11 protein-coding genes are annotated in these 22,810 nt (G+C 68.2%); 4 read left to right on the forward strand and 7 right to left on the reverse strand.

All coding sequences use genetic code 11. From position 1 onward, the window contains the following. Positions 1 to 102: 102 nt before the first annotated feature. Positions 103 to 816, reverse strand: coding sequence for a response regulator transcription factor (locus ACREPD_RS00980; protein ID WP_431597539.1), 714 nt, complete (start codon positions 814 to 816; stop codon positions 103 to 105). A 218-nt stretch (positions 817 to 1,034) separates the two neighbouring features. Here ACREPD_RS00980 and ACREPD_RS00985 point away from each other — a divergent pair, with 218 nt between their 5' ends. After that, the gene (locus tag ACREPD_RS00985) at positions 1,035 to 1,757 is read left to right on the forward strand and encodes a hypothetical protein (protein ID WP_431597540.1); all 723 of its coding nucleotides are present in this window, start codon (positions 1,035 to 1,037) and stop codon (positions 1,755 to 1,757) included. Positions 1,758 to 1,763: 6 nt separating this feature from the next. Here ACREPD_RS00985 and ACREPD_RS00990 read toward each other — a convergent pair whose 3' ends face one another. Next, entirely contained in the window at positions 1,764 to 3,911 is a 2,148-nt protein-coding gene (locus ACREPD_RS00990) for a S46 family peptidase (RefSeq protein WP_431597541.1), read from the reverse strand. A 122-nt stretch (positions 3,912 to 4,033) separates the two neighbouring features. Between ACREPD_RS00990 and ACREPD_RS00995 the strand changes: the two genes are divergently transcribed. Genes ACREPD_RS00995 through ACREPD_RS01005 form a run of 3 tightly spaced genes read left to right on the forward strand, consistent with a single transcriptional unit; the run spans position 4,034 to position 8,633 of the window. Next, a complete protein-coding gene (locus tag ACREPD_RS00995) occupies positions 4,034 to 5,719 on the forward strand; it encodes an Hsp70 family protein (RefSeq protein WP_431597542.1) in 1,686 nt (561 codons plus the stop codon). Next, a complete protein-coding gene (locus ACREPD_RS01000; RefSeq protein ID WP_431597543.1) occupies positions 5,716 to 7,173 on the forward strand; it encodes a heat-shock protein in 1,458 nt (485 codons plus the stop codon). Before ACREPD_RS00995 ends, ACREPD_RS01000 begins: the two co-directional genes overlap by 4 nt. Further along, complete coding sequence (locus tag ACREPD_RS01005) at positions 7,170 to 8,633, forward strand: J domain-containing protein (protein ID WP_431597544.1); 1,464 nt, start codon at positions 7,170 to 7,172, stop codon at positions 8,631 to 8,633. Before ACREPD_RS01000 ends, ACREPD_RS01005 begins: the two co-directional genes overlap by 4 nt. Before the next feature lie 197 nt (positions 8,634 to 8,830). Here the strand turns inward: ACREPD_RS01005 and ACREPD_RS01010 are convergent, their stop codons facing one another. The 5 genes from ACREPD_RS01010 to ACREPD_RS01030 form a co-directional block, all read right to left on the reverse strand. Next, positions 8,831 to 9,145 carry a SymE family type I addiction module toxin gene (locus ACREPD_RS01010; protein ID WP_431597545.1) on the reverse strand — a complete coding sequence of 105 codons (315 nt, stop codon included), beginning with the start codon at positions 9,143 to 9,145 and terminating at the stop codon, positions 8,831 to 8,833. A 722-nt stretch (positions 9,146 to 9,867) separates the two neighbouring features. Next, entirely contained in the window at positions 9,868 to 13,704 is a 3,837-nt protein-coding gene (locus tag ACREPD_RS01015) for a translocation/assembly module TamB domain-containing protein (protein WP_431597546.1), read from the reverse strand. After that, on the reverse strand, positions 13,701 to 15,485 hold the full coding sequence (locus ACREPD_RS01020) for an autotransporter assembly complex protein TamA (protein ID WP_431597547.1): 1,785 nt from the start codon (positions 15,483 to 15,485) through the stop codon (positions 13,701 to 13,703). Before ACREPD_RS01020 ends, ACREPD_RS01015 begins: the two co-directional genes overlap by 4 nt. 98 nt (positions 15,486 to 15,583) lie before the next feature. Beyond that, on the reverse strand, positions 15,584 to 16,108 hold the full coding sequence (locus tag ACREPD_RS01025; RefSeq protein ID WP_431597548.1) for a hypothetical protein: 525 nt from the start codon (positions 16,106 to 16,108) through the stop codon (positions 15,584 to 15,586). An 81-nt stretch (positions 16,109 to 16,189) separates the two neighbouring features. Continuing rightward, complete coding sequence (locus ACREPD_RS01030) at positions 16,190 to 22,804, reverse strand: hypothetical protein (RefSeq protein WP_431597549.1); 6,615 nt, start codon at positions 22,802 to 22,804, stop codon at positions 16,190 to 16,192. Positions 22,805 to 22,810: the final 6 nt, after the last annotated feature.

The raw sequence follows: 22,810 nt of genomic DNA on the forward strand, positions 1-22,810 counted from the left end.
TGGTGCCGGGCGGGGCGAATTGTGATGTTGCCGTGAAATCAAGTCAGTGCCGGCGGATCACGCACGCTCACACTGGCTCACACCGCCCTGCAGGGCAGCGGATCAGACCGTCAGCAGGTAGCCCTGGCCGCGCAGCGCGCGGATCGGCAGCTCCACGCCGGTGGCGCTGCGTACACGCGTGCGCAGCCGGTGCACCAGCACGTCGAGGCGATGCGGGTCGAAGTCCCACGGCGCATCGGTAAGGTTGGCGATGAGCTGTTCGCGGGTGACCGCCGCCCCTGCCGCCTCGAACAACCGCTGCAGCACGCCACGCTCCATCACCGTCAGTGCCAGCGTCGCCGCCGTCGGCGCGTGCAGGGTCCAGTCGTCGTCGGCCAGTCGCCAGCGCGGTGCCGGCGCTGCGATCGCCGGTGCAGGCGAAGCCGTGGGCAGGCGACGGCGCAGGCTGTGCAGGCCGGCGGCCAGCACGTCCATGTCCGGCGGTTTGACCAGGTAGAGGTCGGCGCCCTGGTTCAGGCCCAGCGCCATGTCACGGGCGTCGCCGCGCCCGGTGAGCATCACGATGCCGATCGACGCCGACGCGCGCAGGTGGCTGGCCACCGCGTAGCCGTCTTCGCCGGGGAGACCCACATCCAGCACCACGATGTCGCAGCGGTCGCTCAGCAGCGCCCGGTACAGCGCCTCGGCACTGCCCAGCCCGCGCACCGTGGCGCCACGCCAGGCAAGGTCGTCCAGCAGCAGCGCCCGCAGCTCCGGATCGTCTTCGACCACCCAGACCTGCAGCCCCGCAAGCTCCCCCGCGCGGGTCATCGGCATTGCGCCGTGACCATCGTCGTTTCCTGCCGTCACGTAGCCTGTCGCATCCCCCAAACCAGTCCGCAGTCTAGCCTTCGTTCTGAAACGAGCCAAATGCGACAAAAGTGGGGGGCACAGAGCGAAGGTTGCCTGCGACAGCCGAAAGTCGCCGCCGCCCCTTCTCCCGCAAGGGTTCCGCAGGCAGCGTAGTAGGCCCCTGCCCGCCTCCCGGAGCGCCCATGCAACCCCCTGCCCCTTGTCTCGGCTTGACCCCGCTGCTGCGCCACCGGCTGGAAGTGACCCTGCCCCCAGACGACCGCGAGGCGATCATCGACGCGCTCGACGACATGCTGGTGACGGTGCGCAATGCGCCCTGCGTCGCCCCGCCGGGGCGCGGCCGCGGCACCGCATGCGGGCTGATGGGATCGCTGTACCTGGCGATGCAGGCCCCTGCCGCCGGCGCGCAGGCCGGCCCCCTGTCGGAAGAGGAGACCGAGACGCTGGACATCACCCACGTCATGCATGAGGTCGAGCTCTCCCTGCCCACCTCGGTCGATGTCGACCTGTCGCGGAGCCCCCTGCATGCACAAGTGCTCAACGAGGTCCGGCGGGAGCTGGGTACGCTGCCCGCCCCCTGCTGCCTGCCCTCGCAGGGGCGCGATGGCTACGTCAACAACCTGGCTGGCAAGCTGCTCATGGCAGCCGCGGCGGCGCATCGACAGATCACCGAGGTGCGCGTATTCGATGCGCGCAGCGTGGCGCCCGTGGCCGGCAGGCACCAGGGCGGCGTCATGCTGAGGGCGGCCGCGTGGCATGCCGACGCGCCGCCGCCCCGGCGGGCGGAGGCTGCGGCGTCGGGCGAGGGTTGGGACCCCAACGACCCGCTGGGCGCGGGCGACGCCGCACTGGACCTGCTCCGCGCACCGGTGGTGGTCGGCTGGAAGTGCCTGCGCCGCCTCTGACCGGGGTCAGTTGGCCGGAACGCCCATTTCCTTGAGCAGTTCCGGCGCCGGGTAGACCTTGGCCAGCAGCCAGCGCAGGTAGCGCATGTCCACGTGCACGGCGCGCTTGAAGCGCGGGTCGAACCACCAGCTGGCGCTGACCGATTCCCAGTTGCTGTCGAAGTTGAGCCCGATCAGCTCACCGCGCGCGTTCAACACCGGCGAGCCGGAGTTGCCGCCGGTGGTGTCCAGATTGGTCAGGAAATTGACCGTCTGGGTCTTCAGCACGGGGTCGGCGGTGCTGCCGAAATCGCCCTTGGCGATCGCCGCCAGCAGCGGCTTGGGCGCGTCGAACGGGAAGGCATTGGTGTTCTTCTCGACGATGCCGGCCACGGTGGTCACCGGGTCGAAATGCACCGCATCGCGCGGCGACAGCGCCTCGACCTTGCCGTAGCTGATGCGCAGCGTGCGGTTGGCATCGGGGTATACCGCCCGCCCCTGCTTGGCGCGCCAGGCGAACAACGCCTGCATGTAGGCCGGGCGCAGGCGCAGCTGCTCGCCCTCGCGGTCCTTGCGCTGGTCTTCCAGGCGCAGCTGCGCGGCCACCAGCGGGCCGGCCAGGTCGATCAGCGGATCGTGCGCCAAGGCCTTGCCGTCCTTCGCCGCGGCGAAGCGGGTCAGGCGCTCGGCTTCCTCGCCCAACCGGGTGCCGGCGTACAGCGTGTCCAGCGCCTTGGCCAGCGCGGCCGGGGTGCGGCCGAACGCGGCATCGAATTCGGGCAGGCGCTGCGCGTCGGGCAGCTGCTGGTAGCGGGTGAACAGGTCGGTCAGCAGTGCCTTCTCCACCTCCGGCGCATAGCGGCGCTGCACCTGCTTGAGGGTGCCTTCGATGAGTGCCTGGTCGCGCTGCTGGTAGCCGCTTTCGCGTTCGGCGTCGGGTTTGGCCGACTCGATGCGCAGGCGCTCCAGCATCAACGCCGAGCGCAGCAGCTGGCTCTGGGTGGCGGCCTGCTCCAGCACGAAATCGCGCTCGCCCATCGAAGCGCCCTGCGACAGCGAGCCGAACAGCGCCTGGATGTCCGGCTGCCAGGCCGCATCGGTGGCCTTCAGCATGGCCGCTTCGTCGGCGGCGCGCTGGGTCTTGGCATCGCTGCGCAGCAGGCCTTCGAGCTCACCGGCAGCACGCTTGCGGTTGTTCTTCAGCGACTGCAGCTGCGCGGCGTAGCGGGTGCGCGCCTGCGCGTCCTTGGCGGTGGCCGCCTCGATGGTGTCGATCATCTGCTGGAACACCGCCACCCGGCGCGGCAGCACCGCATCGATCTGGCCGGCGAACTCGGCCGCAGTGCGGTGGCGGTAGGTGATGCCGGGGTAGCCGGCCAGCATCGCGTAGTCGCCGGTCTTGGGGCCGTCGATGGCCATCTTCAGGTGTGCCGGCGGGTGGTAGGGCACGTTGTCCGGGCTGTACGCGGCCGGCTTGCCGTCCTTGCCCACGTAGGCACGCAGCAGGGTGAAGTCGCCGGTGTGGCGCGGCCACATGAAGTTGTCGATCTCGTCGCCGTAGTTGCCGATCGCACGCGGCGGCGCGTACACCAGGCGCACATCGCTCAGTTCCAGCTGGCGGATGCGGTAGAAGTCGGTGCCGTAGTACATGTCGGCCACGCTGCAGCGCACGTTGCCTTCCTGCTCGCATTCGGCCACCAGGCGCTTGCTGGCGCGGTCGACCGCATCGAAGTAGGCGCGGCCGGTCTTGCCGCGCGCATCGCGCAGCACTTCATCGGTGACCTTGTCGAAGCCGGTGGTGACCAGCACCCGGAAGTCCGGGTTGGACGGGCGCTCGTCGGCCCGGCCCTGGGCGATGAAGCCGCCGTCGATCAGATTGTGCTCGGCGGTGCTGTTGTACTGGATCACGCCCATTGCGACATGGTGGTTGGTCAGCAGCAGGCCATCGTCGGACACGAACGAACCGGTACCGCCGCCGGCCCGCACCACCGCGCTCAGCGGCGGCGCCGTCACGTTGGCCAGATCGGCCGGGTTGCCCTTGAAGCCGGCGGCCTTGAGCGGCTTGGCCAGGTCCGGCAGCTGGGTCGGCATCCACATGCCTTCGTCGGCATGGGCGCCGGCGGCGAGGGTGAGACCGAGCGCCAGGGCGGCGACGAGGGGGGTGCGTGCGGGCATGGGTGCATCCAGTACGGCGGAACGAGCGGGCACCTTAGCCACTGGGGGCGCGTGGGGCAACGCCCGATGGTCAGGGGTGGCCAGCGCTGGCTAGAATTGCGGCCTCGCAAAGGAGAGTGCAGATGATCGTAGGGATTGATCTTGGTACCACGCATTCATTGATTGGCGTGCACCGAGGCCAGGGCGGGGAGCTGTTCCCGAACGCGCATGGCGACCTGTTGACCCCGTCGGTGATCAGCCTGGACGGCGATACGGTGCTGGTCGGCAAGGCGGCGCAGGAGCGGCTGGTCAGTCACCCGCAGCAGGCCGTCGCGCACTTCAAGCGCTGGATGGGCAGCGACCGTGAGGTGCGCCTGGGCGGCCGCGCGTTCCGCGCCGAAGAGCTTTCCGCGCTGGTGCTGCGCTCGCTGGTGGCCGACGCCGAAGCCGCGCTCGGCCAGAAGATCGAGGAAGCCGTGATCAGCGTGCCGGCCTACTTCTCCGACGCACAGCGCAAGGCCACCCGCGCCGCCGGTGAACTTGCGGGCATCCGCGTGGAGCGGCTGATCAACGAACCCACCGCCGCCGCACTGGCCTATGGCCTGCAGCAGCGTGACCAGGAAGGCCGGGTGCTGGTACTGGACCTGGGCGGCGGCACCTTCGACGTGTCGATCCTGGAGCTGTTCGAAGGCGTGATCGAAGTACACGCCAGCGCCGGCGACAATTTCCTGGGCGGCGAGGACTTCCTGCAGGTGCTGGTGGATGCGTTCCACGCCGACCAAGGGTTGGAGCGCAATGCGTTGGCAGCGGTCGAGCAGGCCCAGCTGCAGCGCCGGCTGGAGCAGTTCAAACGGGAGCTGAGCCAGCAGGGCACCTGCGAACTGCAGATCGCGCTTGCCGGGCGGGAGTTCACCTGGCAGCTGGATGAAACGCGCTACGCGCAGCTGTGCGAGCCGCTGCTGCAGCGCATGCGCGCGCCGATCGAACGCGCCATCCGTGATGCCCGGCTGAAGCCGGAGGCGCTGGATGACATCGTGCTGGTCGGCGGTGCCGTGCGCATGCCGATGATCAGCCGGCTGGTCACGCGCATGTTCGGGCGGTTGCCGCTGCGCCACATCCACCCCGACCAGGCCATCGCGCTGGGTGCCACGGTGGCCGCCGGCTTGAAGAGCCGCGACCAGACGCTGGAAGAGATCGTGCTCACCGACGTGTGCCCCTACACGCTGGGCACCCAGGTGTCCCGCCGTGGACCCGATGGCAGCGAGCGTGCGGGTTACTTCCACCCCATCATCCAGCGCAACAGCGTGGTGCCGGTCAGCCGCGAGGATCGGTTCTTCCCGGTGCGCGACGACCAGCGCGAGGTGATCATCGATGTCTACCAGGGCGAAAGCCCCACCGTGGACAAGAACATCAAACTGGGCGAGCTGCGCGTTCCGCTCGGTCCCGGCAAGGCCGCCGACAAAGGCTTGACCACCCGCTTCACCTACGACGTTAACGGGCTGCTGCAGGTGGAGGTCATCCAGGACGCCACCGGCGCCCGCCATGAACTGGTGCTGGAGCAGAACCCGGGCCTGTTGTCGCCGCAGGAGATCCAGTCGCGCCTGCAGGCGCTGCAGGGGCTGAAGATCCACCCGCGTGATGTGCAACAGAATGTGGCCATGCTGGCCCGCGCCGAGCGCCTGTACGAAGAATTCATCGACCAGCGTGAGCTGGTGCAGCACTGGCTGCAGCAGTTCCGCCATGTGCTGGAAAGCCAGGACCTGGACCGCATCGAAAAGCACCGCAGTGAGCTCTCGGCGGCGATGGACGCGCTGGAACAGGACGCGTGAGCTGGGGCCATGCCGCGCTGGAACTGGAGCCGGATGCTGACGAACGCGCGATCAAGCGCGCGTACGCCAGGCGCCTGCGCAGCACCCGCCCGGATGAAGATCCTGCCGCGTTCCAGCAGCTCCACGAGGCCTACCAGGCAGCACTGGCGTGGGCGCAGTACCGTGCGCAGTGGGACGACGAGGGCGATGAGGACGAAGGGCATCCCGGCGGCGAAGACCGCGCCGAGGATGCCATCCATATCGCACCCGCGCAGGTAGAAACACAGCATGACCCCGTGCGGGAGGTGGACAGCGGCGTGGCATCGCCGAGCCTGCCTCCGCAACGGCCGGCGACGCCGCTCACCGAAACGGTCGAGCCGCCGCTGGACGTGGCCACATTCGCGCAACGGGTGGTCGCCGCCGCGGCGGAAGGGCCGCCGCTGGAGTTCGAGCGTTGGCTGCACCTGCGCCCGGAGCTCTGGTCACTGCGTGACAAGCCGCGGGTGGGCGACACCGTTCTGGAGCTGCTCCTGAATCTCGACGCGCCGATACGCATGGAGAACTTCGATGCGTTGAGCCGGTGCTTCAGTTGGGATGAGATCGGTAGCGGCCTGGACCCGCATCTCGCCAATGAATGCCGCCAGCGGCTGCATCGGTACTGGGTCGTGCAGCCGGCCAACACGGCCTGGCTGGCGTACTTCCTGCATCGTCCGGGCGCCGCCGTCAGTGAAGCGCAGGCACAGGTCCGACTGGCATGGCTGACCCGGCCGTGGCATCGATTCCGCAGCCTGTTGACGGCATCCGTACCGGGGCGCGTGCCTGTCATGCGCCGCATGCTGGCCCAGCTGGGCATCACAGAGGCGGGTCAGGCCCCGCCGCCGCTGCAGCCCGCCCAGGTAGGGTTCTGGCTGGATCTCGCCCAACGCGATCAGATCAACACGACCAAGGTGCAGGTGGCTGCGCTGCGCAGCCTGGTGTGCGCGCTGGCCTGGTGGATGCTTATATTCGGGTTGGACGTGTTCGTCCCGTCCCCGCGGCCAGCGACGGGTCCGCACCACATGCTCAACATCGCTTTCGGTGGCGCGTTGACGATCCTGGTGGGTGGCATGTTGGTCCTGCCGCTGCGGCGGCTGATGGACTGGCAGTCTGCCCCCGAAACGCCGCAGCAGCGCGCGAAGTACCTACGCCTGCTGCTCATTCCCGCGCTGGTGATCGTCTCACTGGTGATCATCCACGGCTTCGATCAGCGCGTGGCCGGTACCCTGCTGGCGGTACCCACCCTGCTGATTGCAGTGGTGCGCTGGTGGCGGCGCGGGAATTACGAGCTGCGGTTCAACGGCTGGCTGCTGCTGGCCATGTGGCCGGTCCTGAAGCTGGGTGGCCTGGCCATCATGATCGGGGAGATCTCGCTGGCCATCGCACTGGTGCTGTGGGCCATTGATGCAGTGAAGCAGGCAGGGCGGAGAGGCGCATGAGCTGGGGACTGGAATGGCTGGAACTGGAGCCGGATGCGGACGAACGCGCGATCAAGCGCGCATATGCCAAGCGCCTGCGCAGCACCCGCCCGGACGAGGATCCGGCGGGCTTCCAGCAGTTGCACGAGGCATATCAGGCCGCGCTTGATTGGGCGCAGTACCGCGTGCAGTGGGACGTTGAGGAAAGCGCTGGCGACGGCGACAAGCCGCATGCGCTTGCGAATACCGACGCCCCGCCGATACGTCAGGAACCGCTGGCGCCACTGCACGACGCCACCGCTTCCCTGCGCATGCCGCATGAGCGAACGGCGATGGACACGCCTCCCGCGGATCGTGCCCCGTTGCCTGACCCTGCGCTGGATGTCGAACAGATCGCACACGACATGGTCGACGCGGCGGCCGAAGCGTCACCCGACGTCCTGGCGCACTGGCTTCTGGATCACCCGGCGTTGTGGTCGCTGAGCGAGAAGCCCCGCATCGGTGAAGCCGTACTGGAGTGCCTGGCCTGGACCAAACTGCCGATCCATGAAGACAGCTTCGATGCGCTCAGTGCCTGCTTCGGCTGGAACGAGCTGGGCAGCGGCGTTGACCCGCTCGAATTGGACGAATGTCGGTCACGACTGCACGGGCTGTGGAGGTACCACCACGAGGACGCCGCCGATCCAACCGTTTTCCGCGAGCCCGTCCGGCAATACAGTGAACCGACCGAGGACGATCCAAACCTGGAAAGGCTGCGCCGGCCGTGGAATCGGCTGCGTGCGCTGTTGTCGGCGTCGCTTCCTGGCCGCGCGCACGACATGGGCGAGTTCATCGCCCGGCTGCGCGTGAAGGAGCGCAATCCCCCGTTGCAGCCGCGCCAGATAGCCTTCTGGCAGGCGCTGTGCCGCAGCAACGAAGTGAACGGGCCGAAGATGCAGCTGGCGCTGTTCCGGAGCGTCGTGCTGGCCGTTGGATTTTCCGGATTCATGCTGATGCTGGGGCTGGCCGATGGTGCGGCCGGCGGCAATCGTGGCTACTGGAGCTACAACGAACCCGCGTTGGCGGGTGGTATCACCCTGTTGCTGTGCGGGACCGTGCTGATGCCCCTGTGGGGGTTCGTGCTGTGGCAAGTGGGCAGCGAGCATCCGCGCAGGCGCGCCTGGATCGTTCGGCTGTTTGCCATTCCCCTGCTGGCACTGGTCGCGTGGTGGGTGCTGCAGACGGCGGAAGCGCGGCCGGTCGGCGTGGTGCTCGCGTGGTTGCTTGCGGCGCTGGCATTCGTGCGCTTGTTGGCACGCGGGAAGTTCCAGAGTGCATTCCGCCCGTGGATGTTCGGGCTGTTCTTCTTCGCCGCGCCGATGTTCAGATACATCATTGACGTGATGGCGGTAGGCGAAATCGCAGTGGGCACCGCGCTGCTGCTGTGGGTGGTGGATGCAGCGGGTCAGGTGCCGCTGGCTCACGCGCGCAAACAGCGGTAACGCCGGCCGGGCGTGTACCGCATTGGTGCCTGTGCACGTACCGGTAGGGTTGGTTCCCAAACAACTGCCGACCATCAATGCGATCTCTTTAACGCAGGGACCCCTGCAATCGCACGATCGGTGGAACCGCGATGCCGATGATTGCAATGCCATCACCGGATGCGGGCACACCGTCGGCAGTCGATTGGGATGCGACCCTACCAGCGGACGCGGTCGGTGCGCTGCCTGGCCTGGTACCACCCCGGCCGACATGCCACACGCACCACCGGGGTGAGCGTGCGCAGCAGCAGGCAGCCGGGGGCGATCTGCACGCTCAGGCGTGTACCTGCTTCGATGCCCGCCGTGGTCATCCACATGCCGCGCAGGTGCAGCGACGGTATCAACAATTCGTCGGGTGGTGGCGCACGGTCGTGTTCGCGCAATGCACCGGTCAACACGGTGCGTGGCGTGCGCCAGTGGTAGATGACACGCGGCTGGGTGTCAGCGGATGGATCGCTTTCATGGTCGTGCATGGTAGGCCTCTCCTGGATGTCTCCCTCGCCGGAATGGCGAGGGAGTCGGGAGGCTAATAGCCGTTAGCAAGAAACGGTGCGACGTATTTCCACGAGGGTGTTGTATTTCGCCACCCTCCCGACGCATTACATCAAGCCTGCTGTATTGCTGAGCTATTAGACTCAGGACCTACCATGCGCACGCGGAAACCATAGCGGAAATCGGTTGTATCTGTTGAGGTGCGCTGCTTGGCTGGCAGCGCCTAACAACCTGTCGGTAATGAGCTGCATGCGCCTGCAAGTCATTGCGCACCAAGCAGATCGCGGAATGTGATGCGCCGCGCAGGCCGGGCAATAATGGTGCTGGCAGACGCTCTGATGCACCATTTTTCAATGCCGTTTTTGGCATGCACCGCGCCGGTGCGGGTGCACGTTCCGGTAGGGTTGGTTCCCAAACAACTGCCGACCGTGTGTGCGATCCCTTTGACGCATGGACATCTGCAATCGCACGACCGGTGGAGCCGCGATGCCGATCATTGCAATGCCATCACCGGATGCGGGTGCATGGTCGGCAGTCGATTGGGATGCGACCCTACCAATGCGGCGTGCAATCGCACGACCGGTGGAGCCGCGATGCCGATCATTGCAATGCCACCACCGGATGCGGATGCACGGTCGGCAGTCGATTGGGATGCGACCCTACCGATGCGGCGCGCGACCGCGCGCCCGGGAAGGGCGCGGCGTTATTTTTCCTTTCGCCAGTTGAGCGAGCCGCGGTTTTCCACGGTGCTCGATTCCACTTCGATATCGAAGCCGCGGCGCAGCAGGTACTTCAGGGTCAGCACCGAACCGCTGCCGACCAGCGAGACGCCGTAGCCGACGTACAGCTTGGGCGAGATGAACTTGCCCACGCCGATCACCGAACCGCCCAGCGCGCGCGACTGGCTCACGCCGGCGTCGTCCAGGCCGAGCTTGGCGCCCAGCTGCGAGGCGAGCAGGCCGCTGCCGGCCGACAGCGCCGCCGAGGCCGCGTTGACCTGCTGGGTCTGGTCGCTGCTGGCACCGGTCAGGCTGCGGCCCAGTACCAGGAACGCCAGCGCTTCGGACTGCGACATCGTCGGGTCCGACCAGACGTCCACGCGCGGCGACTGCGCACGCCCGGTCACGTCGATACCGGCGGTGACATCCCCCACGCGGCGTTCGGCGCGGATGTTGATGCGCGGGTCGGAAACGGCGTTGAAGTTCCAATTGAGGTTGCCGCGGGTGATGGTCAGGTCCTGGCCATACGCCTTGTAGCGACCGCTCACTTCCAGCGCGCCGTTGGCGGTCATCTCGCGGCCCGGCCGCGACCACACCTGCATCTTGCCGCTCAGCCCACCCTTCAGGCCGAAGCCGGCCATGCGCACGTTGTTGCCCAGGCTCACGGTCAGGTCCATGTCCAGCGGCGAGCTCGGCGTTTCTTCCGGGTCGGCCGGGTCCAGCACCACCACGTCCTCAGACACCGAGGTGCCACGGTCCAGTCGCTCCAGGTCCAGGTCGGCCTCGGGCACATGCACGGTACCGCGCAGCTCCATGGCCGCCTTGGCCAGGGTGAAGTCGAGGTTGGGGTTGGCGACGATGCGCAGTTCCGGTGTATTGGACAGCAGCACGTTCTCGCCGTGGATATGCAGCTGCAGCGGCTGGGCATCGCCAAACCACGAAAGCCCACCGTCCACAAACAAGGTGCCCTTGCCCGAGTTGGCCTGCGCAGTGATCTTTGCCGAACCGTCCGGCTGCGCGATGAAGCTGCCGCTGCCCTGGTCGAAGGTGAGGCCCAGTGCGGGGAACTCACCCTTGAAGTTGCTCAGCTTGGCCTCGCCACCCAGCGACGGCGTGCCACGGGTGCCACGCAGGCTCACGTGGCCTTCGATCAGGCCGGTGGGGCGCACGATGTCCGGCGAGAACAGCTCCAGCCAGTACAGCCGCGACATGTTGAGGTACAGCTCGCCGTTGAGCGGCGCGCTGGCGTCCCAGCCGGTCTGCACCTTGGCATCGACGAAGCCGTTGCCCTGGAAGCCGACACCCAGCTTGGCGTTGATCTGCGCCGGGGTCATTTCCAGCGTGGCCGAGAACTGGTCATAGCGCACCAGCTCGCCACGCGCGTTGTCGCCGAGGCGGATGCCGCCTTCCAGCGAGGCGATCTTGGCGCTGCCTTCCCACGCATTGCCGCGCGGGCGGATGTGCCCGTCCAGGGTGATCTCGCCACGCAGGTGCAGGCGGCGCCCGGACTGCGGCGGCAGCCACGGCTGCACCAGTGCCAGCGGCAGCGCATCGCCACGGATCTTCAGCCCATCGCGCGGCCAGTTGGCGCTGGCGCACAGCGCGCCGCCGGTGGCCGCGCCCAGGCAGGTATCGCTGAGGGTGAAGTTGCTGCCCTGAATGCCGAAGGTGGATGGCGCGCGCAGCGCCCACGCGTCGCCCTTGACCGGCGCGATGCGCAGCGCGGCAAGGTCACCGCGCCAGGCGTTGCCCTGCTGGCGTACGCCGCCCTGCAGGGCCACGGCGCCCAGTTCGTTCTTGGCCTGTGCGTCCAGCCGCAGGTTGGAAAGACTGCCGCGCGCGTCGGCGGTGAGCGTGTCCAGCAGCATGCCGACCTGCACCTTGCTGCCCTGCAGTGCCAGCGTGCCGTTGGTGCCCTGCCACGGCAGGTTGCCGCGAATGCTCAGCGTTTCGGCGCTGTAGTCCGCGTAGCGCAGGCCACTGCCCACCAGGTCGGCGGTGATGTCCGGCGCGGTGCGCGGTCCACGCACCTGCACCTGGCCACGCAGGGTGCCGGTGCTGCCGGGCATCAGATCATCCAGCTGCACCGGATCGAGCTGCGCCTGTACGTCGAGCCGGTCGCCCACGCTGCCGCGTGCGGTCAGGCGGCTGTTGCCCACGGCCAGGCGCACGTTGCCCTCGCCCTGTTGCCCGCGCAGCGCGAAGCGGCCCTGCGCGTCCACGCGGCGGTTGCGCAGCGTGCCGTTGATGCCGGGCACGTCCACCGTGGCCTCGTAAGAGCCGGCGGTGCCGGCCGGGCTGCCCGCGGGCGGCGGCAGCTGCCGGCCCTTGGACGCCAGCGACCCGGACAGGCGGCCGTCCCAACCGGGCACGAAGTAACCCGGGTCGAACGCGGCCAACTTGGCGGCCACGTCCCAGTCCAGCTGCGGTGCCCAGGCCACCTGGCCGGTCATATCCAGCGCGCCACCCGGCGTTTTTGCCTGCAGCTGCTTGATCTGCGCGGCGGTGTCGCTGCCGCGGATGTCGAACTGCAGGTCGGCCGTCTGCTGCTCGCGCTCGACGGCTGCGGTGCCCACGGCGGCCCAGGTCTTGAGCGTACCGGCCAGGCCCAGGCGTGCTTCTTTGAGCGTTACCGGTACCGGCTTGGCCGTGCTGGTCGTGGTCGGGTCGGCTTCGGGAACGAAGGTCAGGTCGTTGGCGACGATCGCGAAGCGCAGGCTCGCGTTTTCACGGTCACGGAAGTCGGCCGTGCCCTGCAGGCGCGCCTGGCCCCCGAAGCCCTTCACCACCAACGGCGAGACGGTGAGTACCTGGTCGGCCAGGCCCACCCGCGACGGCGCCAGCTCCACGGCCAGATCACCCTGCTGGATGCGGCCCTGCAGGTTGGCCTGCCCGCCCTTGCCATCGGCGGTGAAGTCCAGCGACAGCGGTGTGCCGGCGTCCATGCCCGGCACCAGCAGCGCCAGGTCCAGTTCCTTGCTGCGTGCACTGGCCTTCCACACCGGCGCGTCGCGGCCTTCAAAGACCAGGCTGGCCTGCAGCGGCGCGGGTGCATGCCCGGCCAGCGCAATTTCCATGCGGTCCAGGTCACCACGCGCCACCAGGCCCAGCCGCGCCGGGGTACGCCCGCGCGGGGCCGGCAGTACGGCGCCGATGGTGAGGTCGGTGGAGTAGTTGCTGCGCGGTACGTAGCGGCCGTCCACGCGGAAGTCGCCGCGGTCGCTGTCGATCTTGAGCTGCTGCGCGCGGAATTCGCCGTTGGCGATCTCCAGCCCGCCGCGCAGCTTGGCGATGTCGATCACCGGTTCCTGCGCCTGGGTGATGCGGAACCCGTCGATGATGATGGTGTCGGCCTGGATCGCCAGCGGCATTTCGATCTGCGGCAGCGAACCGGGCCACGACGGCATTTCGAACGGTTCGTCGCTCTTGGCGAGGTTCAGCGTGGCGTTCTTGATCTGCAGCGCATCGAGCTGCAGCTTGCGCCCGAGCAGCGGGCGGATGTCGGGGTCGAGGTAGGCGCGCTCGGCGGTGAAGTGGATATCGTTGAAGCGGAAGTCCAGGTCGTGCAGCACCAGCGGCCCGGCCACCGGGCCATCCACCTTGCTCCAGGTCAGCGTGGCGCCGGCAGGCAGGCGTGCCACCACCTGGGCCAGCAGCACATCGCGCCCGGCCACGGTCTGCAGCAGCCAGTACACCAGCAGCAGCGCGAGCAGCACCAGCCCAAGCACGGTGAAGCCCGACCACGCCCAGAAGCGGCGCTTGCGGTAGAAGCGCACGCGCGGCGGCGGTGCGGGGGTCGGGGTCGGGCTGGGCGTGCTCACAGGTCCGCTCCGATGCTCAGGTACAGCTGGAACTTGGAGTCGGGGTTGTTCAGGCCGTGCGCGATATCCACGCGCACCGGGCCCACCGGCGATTTCCAGCGCACGCCGAAGCCCACGCCAGTGTGCAGGTCGATGGTGTTGTCGAAGGCGCTGCCGGTGTCGACAAACACCGCCCCGCCCCACGGGCCACCCTTGAAGTAGTGCTCGTACTCGGCCGAGGCAGTCACCACATTCTTCGCACCCAGCGCGAACTTGTCCGGCTCCGGCGTGCGCGGGCCGACTTCACGGAACGCGTAGCCGCGGATGCTGCGGTCACCACCGGCGAAGAAGCGCAGGCTGGGCGGCATCGCCACCAGGTCGCTGGTCCAGGTGGTGCCGCCTTCGCCGCGCAGGATCAGGCGGTCGGCCTCACCGACCGGAATGAACCAGCGCAGCATCACGTTGGCCTGTACGAAGCTGGTGTCGGAGCCGGCGCCTTCGATGCCGCCGCGCACGGTGGCACTGCCGCTGATGCCGCTGCGCGGGGCCAGCCGGTCGTCGACATTGACGTAATCGGCCGTCAGCTGCGGGTACACCAGCGTGGAGGTGTTGTAGATCGCGTTGGTGTACTCGGTGCCCGACGCATAGCGCCAGCGCTCGCGCAGGGCGTTGATCGAGGCGATGGCGGTCCAGTTTTCGTTGATCTCGCCGCTGCGGCTGCCGATCAGCTTGAAGTTGCGCAGGTCGATGTAGTCGGTCTGCTCGTCATAGGCGCTGGCGGTCAGCGCGTACCAGCCGTCGAGCCACTTGAACGCGGGCACGCGGTAGCTGGTGACCAGGCTCTTGCGGTTCTGCGCGTAGTCCAGCTGGGTGTTCATCTTGTGGCCGCGGCTGTTGACGAAGCGCCGCTCCAGGCCGCCGCGCACACCGGCGCCACTCTCGCTGCCGTAGCTCACACCGGCGGTGTAGATGGTGCGCTTGGCGCGGGTCAGGGTGACGTCCACGGGCACGTTGCCGTTCTCGTCGGCCTGGTCCGGCTGCGGCTGGATGTCGATGACGCTGAAGTAATCGAGCTTGGTCAGCGATTCACGCAGGCGGTCCAGCTTGCCTTCGTGGAAGTAGCTGCCGGTTTCCCAGTACACCAGCGGGTCGAACAGCTTGGGATCGAAGTAGTCTTCGTGGAAGCGGATGTCGCCCATGTTGTAGCGGCGGCCACTGTCCCAGCTGAGGTTGATGTCGGCGGCGTTGTCGGCGCGGGTGATCTCCACCCTGCGCTGGGTGAAGTCCGCATCGAAGTAGCCACGCTCGGCCAGGCGCCGGGTGATGGTGATCCGGCTGGCGTCGTACACGGTGTGCTCGAAGCGCTGGCCCTTGCGCGGCCTGAAATTCTCCAGGTCCTGCTGCAGGTACTGGTCCAGCTCCGCAGGGCCGGTGATGTCGATGTTCTCCCGCCGCACCAGGGTCGGCGGACCGCGGTCGACATGGATGACCACGTGCACGTTCTCGCCGTCGCGCGGACTCTCCACGGTGATGACGGGGTTGTAATACCCGAACGGCTCCAGGGCCTGACGGGTCTGGCGCTCGGCCTGGGACAGCAGGTATTCCAGGCGCGACTCGCCCTGCGGCTTGCCGATGGTGTCGTACAGCGACAGCGAGACCTCGATGTTCTCGATCATCTCGGCATCGTCGTCCCGGTCCAGGCCGTTGATGTCTACTTTTTCGATGGTCCCGCGCGCATGCGCCGCCGAGGCGGCGACAAGGGCGAGGAACATCAGCGGCAGGGCGTATTTCTTGGGCAGCATGGGCACAGGATAGCGGGATACGTCAGGGCGGCGAAACCGCAGGAGTGCCTTGGTCCGCGTAGGACGATGGCGTTCAGGCAGGTGTAGCACGCGCGTGCTCAGCTCAACCGGTCGAGGAAAGCCTCCCATCCCAGGGGTTCGGATACATGGATTTCGTACCGGCCCGTGCTGCGGCCCGATTCGATGCACACGGTGAAGATGCGGGCCGCCTCGAACGGTGCTCCCTCGGGCCATTGGCACAGAAAGTAGCTGTCCGCGCCGCCCTGGGTATCGCGCATGCCCAGCACCAGTGCGCCCGCTTCCAGGCCAAGGTTGTCTTCGCCGAACACCACGCCATCGCGCGAACAGGCCTGCTCGCGCAACATCACCACCGGACCGCCCTGGAAACTGTCCGAAGGCAACCAGCCATGGGTCAGGTAGCCCAGGGGGCCGGTCAGGTCAGCGAGAAAGCCGGCACGCTGCGAGGCATCGAAGCTCAGGTCCCCATCGCGAAGCTGGCTCAGCGCGGCCTCCTGCTCGCCCGGCAGTTCCCGCCTTGCCGGGTCTGCCGCAGCCGGGCGAACCGGGGCTGCGGCGTTGTGCAGGCTGACAGGGACGGGGGCGACGCCCGGCATGATGTGCATGTTTGTATCCCACGTCCTTGAAGCGCAGCTGCTTGCCCCAGCATTGTCGTGGTTGGAGGCGAAGGTTTCCGTGAAGGCCTCCTACAAACCCGGCTCGTCGTCCAGCTCCGGCTGCCAGAGCTTGGCGGCGGGCAGGTCGTCGGCGCGCGGGGGATGGCGGCGCAGCTGCTCCTCGGCTGCCTCGCGTTTGGCGGGGTTGGTTTTGTCCAGCAGCGTTGCACGGATGGCGTCCCTGACCTCGTCGGCACTGCGCCCCGCAGCGTCCCACTGCGCGTGCGTACGCTCCATTTCGCGCTTCACCATCAGCGCCACGCGCCAGTCGGTGCGTTCGGCGTTGTCAAGGAAGTGGTAGTACACGCGGATGTTCACGTTCGGCAGCACCTTCATCAGCGCCGTCAGACGACGGTCGCAACTGGTGGCACAGGGATGCATGTCCGAGACCAGCGTGATCCCGCCGGTCAGGCCCGGCACCGGTGTGTTTGCCGGTGCGCGCAACGCACCGGCCAGGCCCGGGTTGGCGCCCACCATCGCATCGAACCAGGTATCGAGCACCTTGCCTTCGCTGCAGGAACGGATCTCGAACACCCGGTACGTGCCCGGCGTCAGCGCGCGTGCATTGGACGGAAGCAGCTTGGCATCACCCAGCAGGCTCTTCAACGTTGCGCTGAGATGGTCGGCGTCCAGCGCCTCGAACGCGGCGTCGTCAAGGCTGCTGAGCGGCACCCAGTGGTCAGCCCCTTCGCCCGCAGCGGGCACCTTCACCTTCAGATCTTCGTCGGCCAGTGCGACGGCGCCCGATGTGCGGGCGCGGGCGCTGCTGGTGATCAGCAGGTCGGCACCCATGTCATAGTCCGTCCGGAACCGGTCGTTGGGTGCGATCGGCGTTTCCGTGCGCTGCTTGCCCTTGCCCTTGTAGCTTTTCTCGACCTGCTCGTCGGAGATGAAGACGCGGCGGATCGGTACGTCGCCAATGTAATCCCCCTTGCCGAACCAGCTCAGCGGTGGGCCGCTGTAGGCGGCACCTTGCGAAGGAAGCATCGGGCCCAGGTCCAGCGGCGTGCCGTCGAGCACGATCTCGTCCATGCGGTAGGCGACGAAGTTCTTCATACGGAAGTTCTTTTCGTGCATGAGATCCATGCCGGCCAGCTCGGCCAGGCGGGCGCTCTCCGCCGGCGAGAGGGTAAGCCCCTGCCCGGCCAGCTCACGCTTGCGCAGTTTCAGCGCCTCGGACTCCAGCAGCAGCGCGTGGATGCGCCGGTAGGCCTGCTCCGCCTTCTGGTGGCTGAGGTCGAGGCTGGCACTGACGGCGTCGCGTGCGGCGATCTCGTCGGGCGACAGCGAAATGCCCGGGGGTGGCGCACAGTCATCGGCACGTTTGGCCTTTCCTCCTACGGGGCGTGGCAACCTGCAGGTCGTGGCAATCGGCGCGTGCTTCATCCGCTCGACGACCGCCCTGCGCAGGTCGGCAGGTTCCGCGGGCGAACCGCCGGGTACCCGCAGCGATGCCTTCTCCGAATCGGTGAGGTAATAGAAAACGCGCTGCTGCCAACTCCCCTCTCCGTTGGCGAACACCAGCCGCGTCTCGCCCTGCGTCGGCGACAATGCGCCGAGCACCAGCGCGACTCCGCCGTTGCCAGCGTCCTGCACCGAGATCCTGCGGCTCGGCAACACCTGCTGCAGGTGGATACCCAGCTCGTTCACCTCCGCGATCGTGTGCACGCTTCCGCGCAGCACGGCCTCGCGCTGCTGGCGCTGCGTACGGCTGGCCAGCACATCGGCCACCGCCGCCTGGATCTCCCTCGGGAACACCCACGATTCCAGCTCCTGCCTCAGCTGCACGCCCGCGCGCCCGACGAGTTCCTCCGCTTCGGCCTTGGTCAGTGCGGGGAAGTGCTTGAGCAGGTTGTCCGCCGCGGTGGGCAGGCGATGCTGCGTGGCGATCCAGCGCTGCCAGGTGAGCAGACTCTGATCCGGGCGGAGCTTGATGGTTTCCACCAGTTCGGCGCGCACTGCCTGGAGCAGCGTCGCGTCGTCCGTATTCGCCGACAGACCCAGCCGCAGCAGCAGCGCGTCCACATCGGCGGCTGCCACCAGATCGTCCAGTGTGGGCAATGAACGGGCGTCCTTCACCTGTACGTGCAGACCGATCGGGCCAAGGCCGAAGCGTGCGACCCGGGTCCAGTCACCCACCTCAACGGTGTACGTTTCCACGCTCCTGCCATTGCCCAGCACCGCGCTGTCTGCCCAGGCACGCAGCATCATGGCTTCATCGCCCGCCATGCCCAACGCGCCGGGGTCGGCGAGAATCTGCTGGATGCGCAACCGCATCAGGTCGCTGTCCACCACCGCACGCACGTCTGCCGTGACCGAGGTTTCCAGCGTAAGCCTGCCGAACATCGCCTCCAGTTCGTCATGGCGTTCGGGTGGCAGGCCTTCTGCTTTCTTCAGGTCATTGACCGCCCAGTCGGGCGACGGCGGACGGTTGTGCGGGGTGGTGGCGCCGCGCCCGGCGGAGCGCTCCTTCCTCTGCCGCCATTGGCCATCGCGGAATTCCACCGGCGCGCCGACGGTGCCCGGTGCGTTCGGATCACGCAGACGTCGGATGCCTTCGCTGTCTGTGTAGACCTCCACCATGGCACCCTCCTGCATGAGGAAGTGCCTACCCCCCTGTTCGTGCAGCGTGCCGCCGCCTGACAGCGGCCGGGTCAGCATCGGCAGGTCGGAGAGTCCTTCGCGGGACAGCGCGAAACCGTGATTGACCACGCCGTTGGGAGCGAATGCACGCCCTTGCGCCCGCCACTGCGCGAGCGCACCCACCGCATCCTCCATGTTGTGCAGCGTGCGCCGGCCCAACTGGAACAACAGTGCGGGAATAGTGCTGATCTGAAGGACATCTACGCCGTCGAGCACACTGCCGCCAATCGATTGGATGGCGCCATCGACATCGCCCCTATCAAGCAGGTCAGCGCCCTCGAAGATGCCCTCGGCCACCAGTGCCAACGTGCCCGCCACGCACAGGGCCAAGGAGGTACCGGCGGTGGCCACGGAACAGAGGGCGGCCACGGCGCCGGCGCCGATGAGTTTCAGGGTCTCGCCAAAGCGCTCCAACTGGGTGACCGTCAACTCGTCGACATCGGAGATGCGGCCTTCGATCAGCCGCCGCGCCGCGTCTTCCGGCCCGCGTGTGGTGCTGAAGCCCACGCCGATGCCCGTGCCGGCCTCCTTCTTGCTGAAGGCCAGCGCCAGCGCCGGGTGGTGCCGGTAGAGCGTGCGCATGCGGATGTAGCGTTCCGCATCGTCGCCCTGTTCGACCCAGGACTTGAACGCGCCCGCGTCCAGCAGCAGGTCGCCCCGCGGCGTGTCAGACAGGAACACCCAGGTTGCGTTGCCGGCCTGCATCGCCCACAGGCCGGTAATCGGCTTGCCCGCCAGGGTGACCCCCATCAGCGAGGACGCGCGCGCGCCGGCACCGGCCTCGATCTGCGTGTGCGCACGGCGCAGTGCCGCATGCTGGGCGGCGTTGAGCGTGCCGTCCAGGTGTGCCTTCTCGATCATCCACGCGGTGCGGACGCGGATCTGGTCGCCCATCGCCGTGACCACGCGCGCGCCGGCCGCGCTGTCATCGCGGCGGCTGCTGCCGAGCAGCGCCTGCAGGTGATCGCTGTAGGCGTCGGCCAGGCGGTTGCTGTCGGCGAAGTCTTCCAGCACGCCACAGATCGCGCGTCGCAGGTCCTCGTCCTGCAGCAGGTCGGTCAGCGTTGCAGCGGAGCGGGCCGCGCCATCCTCGGGCGACGGCGTGACCGTGAAGGTCATCGCCGCCAGCACCTCGGCGCTGGGCCACGGTTCGGAAGCCACGCGGACGTTGGGCATGCGCGCGGCGGTATCGGGGTCGGCCACCAGCGTTGGGCGGTGCGTTCCGCCGCGCTGCCAGCCGTTGCTGGCCCAGGCGGTCAGTGACATCTGCTGGCCTTCGTGGCCGAGCAGGATCCGGTCGGGGTCCACGCCCTCCAGTGAGCCGCGGAGCCCAGCCATGCGCAGGGCGCCGCGGATGGCCTCGGCCACGGCAGGCGCGGCGTGGGTGTTGAGCGACTGCAGGTCGTTGTTGAGTCGCCGCTGGAATTCCGCTTCGGCGGCGACGTTGGCGATGCCCAGCGCGGACCAGCGCAGCACGCCCTGGTCCAGGCGCTGCTGCTCCAGGGCCTGCTGGTAGTGCACCAGTCGCGAGGCCCAGTCCTGCAGCGCGGTCGGCGAGGCTGCAAAGCGCAGCACGAAGCTCTTCTGCGGGTTCCAGGCATCCGGCGACGATGGCCGCGTCTGGAACACTGCCAGGCGCGATTCCCAGGCCTGCACCCGGTCGCGTACGGCCGCCTGCCGGGCCGGCGGCGCGGCACGCACGATGTCGTCGGCCAGGGTCTGGTCGGCGCTGTGGTTGTCGACGAACAGTCCGGCCCTGGCCCGGTTCTCGTCCAGGAACTGGCGGAACCGGGATTCGTCGCGGAACGCCTGGAACGTGGACAGGTCCGAGCGGTACAGCACCACCTGGCCCTCGAGTGCATGGTCGGTGCTGACGCTTCGCAGTATCAGGTAGTTGGATACGGGGATGGAGACGTCGGTGCCGTCGGCCAATCGATCAACATAGGTGAGTGGCGAGGATTCCACGTCCTGCGCGCCCTGCAGGAACCCCAGCACGATGTCGGCCCCGCGCAACGGCTGCGCGGCGCCGCTGCCGAGGTTGCCGTGCGCCTTGGCGCGCAGCGCGTGGATCACCAGTTTGGCCTTCACCGCTGCTTCGAGTGCGGGTCGCAGGGTCTCCACCTCGGCGTTGACCCGCGCGCGCAGGTCGCGGCACTCGCGGCTGGCCACGAAACGGCGCAGCTGCGTCATCTCCGCCGCGCTTACCGGCAGGCCGTTGCGCAGGAAGGTGGGCGCCGGACCGTCGTAGTCGCTGCGGGCCATGCAGTACTCCTGCAGCGGCAGGCGGTCATCGACATTGACCCCGGCACGCTGCGTGGACGGCAGGCGCACCTCGATGTCCTGCCAGTCGCGCGCCCAGCCATGCGCCGCCAAGCCGGTGGCCAGCAGTGTTCCCGGTACGCTCTCCAGTGCCACCAGTTTGGCCTGCTCCCGGCGCAGCGCGTGCCAATGGGTGACCAGCAGTTCCTGCTCCGACGCGGGCGCCTGGGCGACCCATTCCCAACCGGGCTGTTGGGCAATGTCCTGCGCCACGGCCAGCGACCACAGCCGCATGACGTGGATCTGCTCGTGCAGGGCCAGCGCGACTGGCGGGGCGGCGGTGCTGGTCGACTGCGATGCATCGCGGCGCACACGGCCAGCGTGGAGACCATCGTCCAGCGCCGACTCCTCCGCCGAGTCCGCGTCCAGCGTCTGCTCCAGGCGATCCAGCTCGGAGCGCCATGCGCCGTCCGGTGCTTTTTCGATGCGCATCGCGGCCAGGTCCACCAGCGCTTCCAGGGTGGGCGCATCGGTGTTTCTGCCCCACAGGTACCACGCAAGCGCGGCTACGCCACCTGCGGCGGCGGCAACGCTGGTAGCGATGGCAGCCGTCACCGTTCGCGGATAACGGCTGGCGAAGCCGCGGGTGGCCCCCGCGCCAGCTGCGGTGGCAAGCATCGGCGGCGGCTTGATCAGCGGGTCGGTGGGCAGCACTTCACGAAGCGCCGACTCACCCATGAGCCGCATCTCCACCGATGGCGGCGCCTGCGGTACCTGCACAAAGTTCGCGGCTCGGTTCAGCAACGGCACCCAGGCAATGAGCGAAGCGGCAAACCCCGCGCGCGACGCCGGCGACGTCGCCGCATCGTGGTGTTGCTGCGTCTCGCCCGCTGCGGGCGGGGCGGCAATCGCGCCACCGCGTTGCGGTTGCCCGGGCACCGTCCAGTCGGCGGGTTCAACGTCCGTGTCCTGCCACGCCGGCACGATGGCGTCGCGGCGGTCGACCGCCTTCTGGTGCTCGACCAACGCCTTCTTCTGCTCCGGCGTGGGCCGCACCTTGTCCGCCGACAGATCGGGTCCGTCCGGCTTCACCACGTGTGCCAGCAGCGAACCGCCCAGGCTGTTCATCCCCACCAGCGTCTGCCAGTACCCAGGCAGGCCCGCAACGAACCGGCCCACGCCCTGCAGCGCCTGCGACGGCGGCGGCAGTGCCTTCTGCATCTGCCAGAGCAGCACGGCGACCGCGAGTGCGGGCCCGGCCTGGCGGATATCCAGCTGCGGCAGCAGCGCCTCGTCGGTGGACTCGATCCAGCCGTGCAGCGCCTCGAGGCCGCTACGAATGTCGGCCGGCAGTGATTGGATCAGCTGCTCAACCTCATCCCAGTGCCGCAGCGAGGGCAGCAACGCCGCCAGCGACGGCAGTGCCGCCGCCACGCTGGTCCAGTTGCGCTGGTAGAGCGAGTGGACCATCTGCCCCACCGTCGCCAGCGGCGCCACGCTGGGCATCGCCGTAGTCACCAACATCAGCTGCAAGCGGTTGAGCACCCTGCTGGCGGCGCTGGAGAGGAACGCCGTCAACGCCGCCGGATCGGCCGAGCGTTGCGCAAGCAGCGTTCTGTAGAACTCCGCGATCTGCGCGCGCGCATCGTCATCGGCAGGGCCTGACGCCGCGTCCAGCTCGCGCTGCATCAACGCGGCGACCTCACCTGCGCGGGGATCGCCACTGCGCAGAATCGCACGCATGACCGT

Source organism: Stenotrophomonas sp., assembly GCF_050737075.1.
Taxonomy (GTDB): Bacteria; Pseudomonadota; Gammaproteobacteria; order Xanthomonadales; family Xanthomonadaceae; genus Stenotrophomonas.

Bases quoted from the DNA above. Each gene is read 5' to 3' on its own strand.
- ACREPD_RS00980 (WP_431597539.1), bottom strand. From the start codon at position 816: ATGCCGATGACCCGCGCGGGGGAGCTTGCGGGGCTGCAGGTCTGGGTG.
- ACREPD_RS00995 (WP_431597542.1), top strand. From the start codon at position 4,034: ATGATCGTAGGGATTGATCTTGGTACCACGCATTCATTGATTGGCGTG.
- ACREPD_RS00990 (WP_431597541.1), bottom strand. From the start codon at position 3,911: ATGCCCGCACGCACCCCCCTCGTCGCCGCCCTGGCGCTCGGTCTCACC.
- ACREPD_RS00985 (WP_431597540.1), top strand. From the start codon at position 1,035: ATGCAACCCCCTGCCCCTTGTCTCGGCTTGACCCCGCTGCTGCGCCAC.
- ACREPD_RS01020 (WP_431597547.1), bottom strand. From the start codon at position 15,485: ATGCTGCCCAAGAAATACGCCCTGCCGCTGATGTTCCTCGCCCTTGTC.
- ACREPD_RS01005 (WP_431597544.1), top strand. From the start codon at position 7,170: ATGAGCTGGGGACTGGAATGGCTGGAACTGGAGCCGGATGCGGACGAA.
- ACREPD_RS01030 (WP_431597549.1), bottom strand. From the start codon at position 22,804: ATGCGTGCGATTCTGCGCAGTGGCGATCCCCGCGCAGGTGAGGTCGCC.
- ACREPD_RS01010 (WP_431597545.1), bottom strand. From the start codon at position 9,145: ATGCACGACCATGAAAGCGATCCATCCGCTGACACCCAGCCGCGTGTC.
- ACREPD_RS01025 (WP_431597548.1), bottom strand. From the start codon at position 16,108: ATGCACATCATGCCGGGCGTCGCCCCCGTCCCTGTCAGCCTGCACAAC.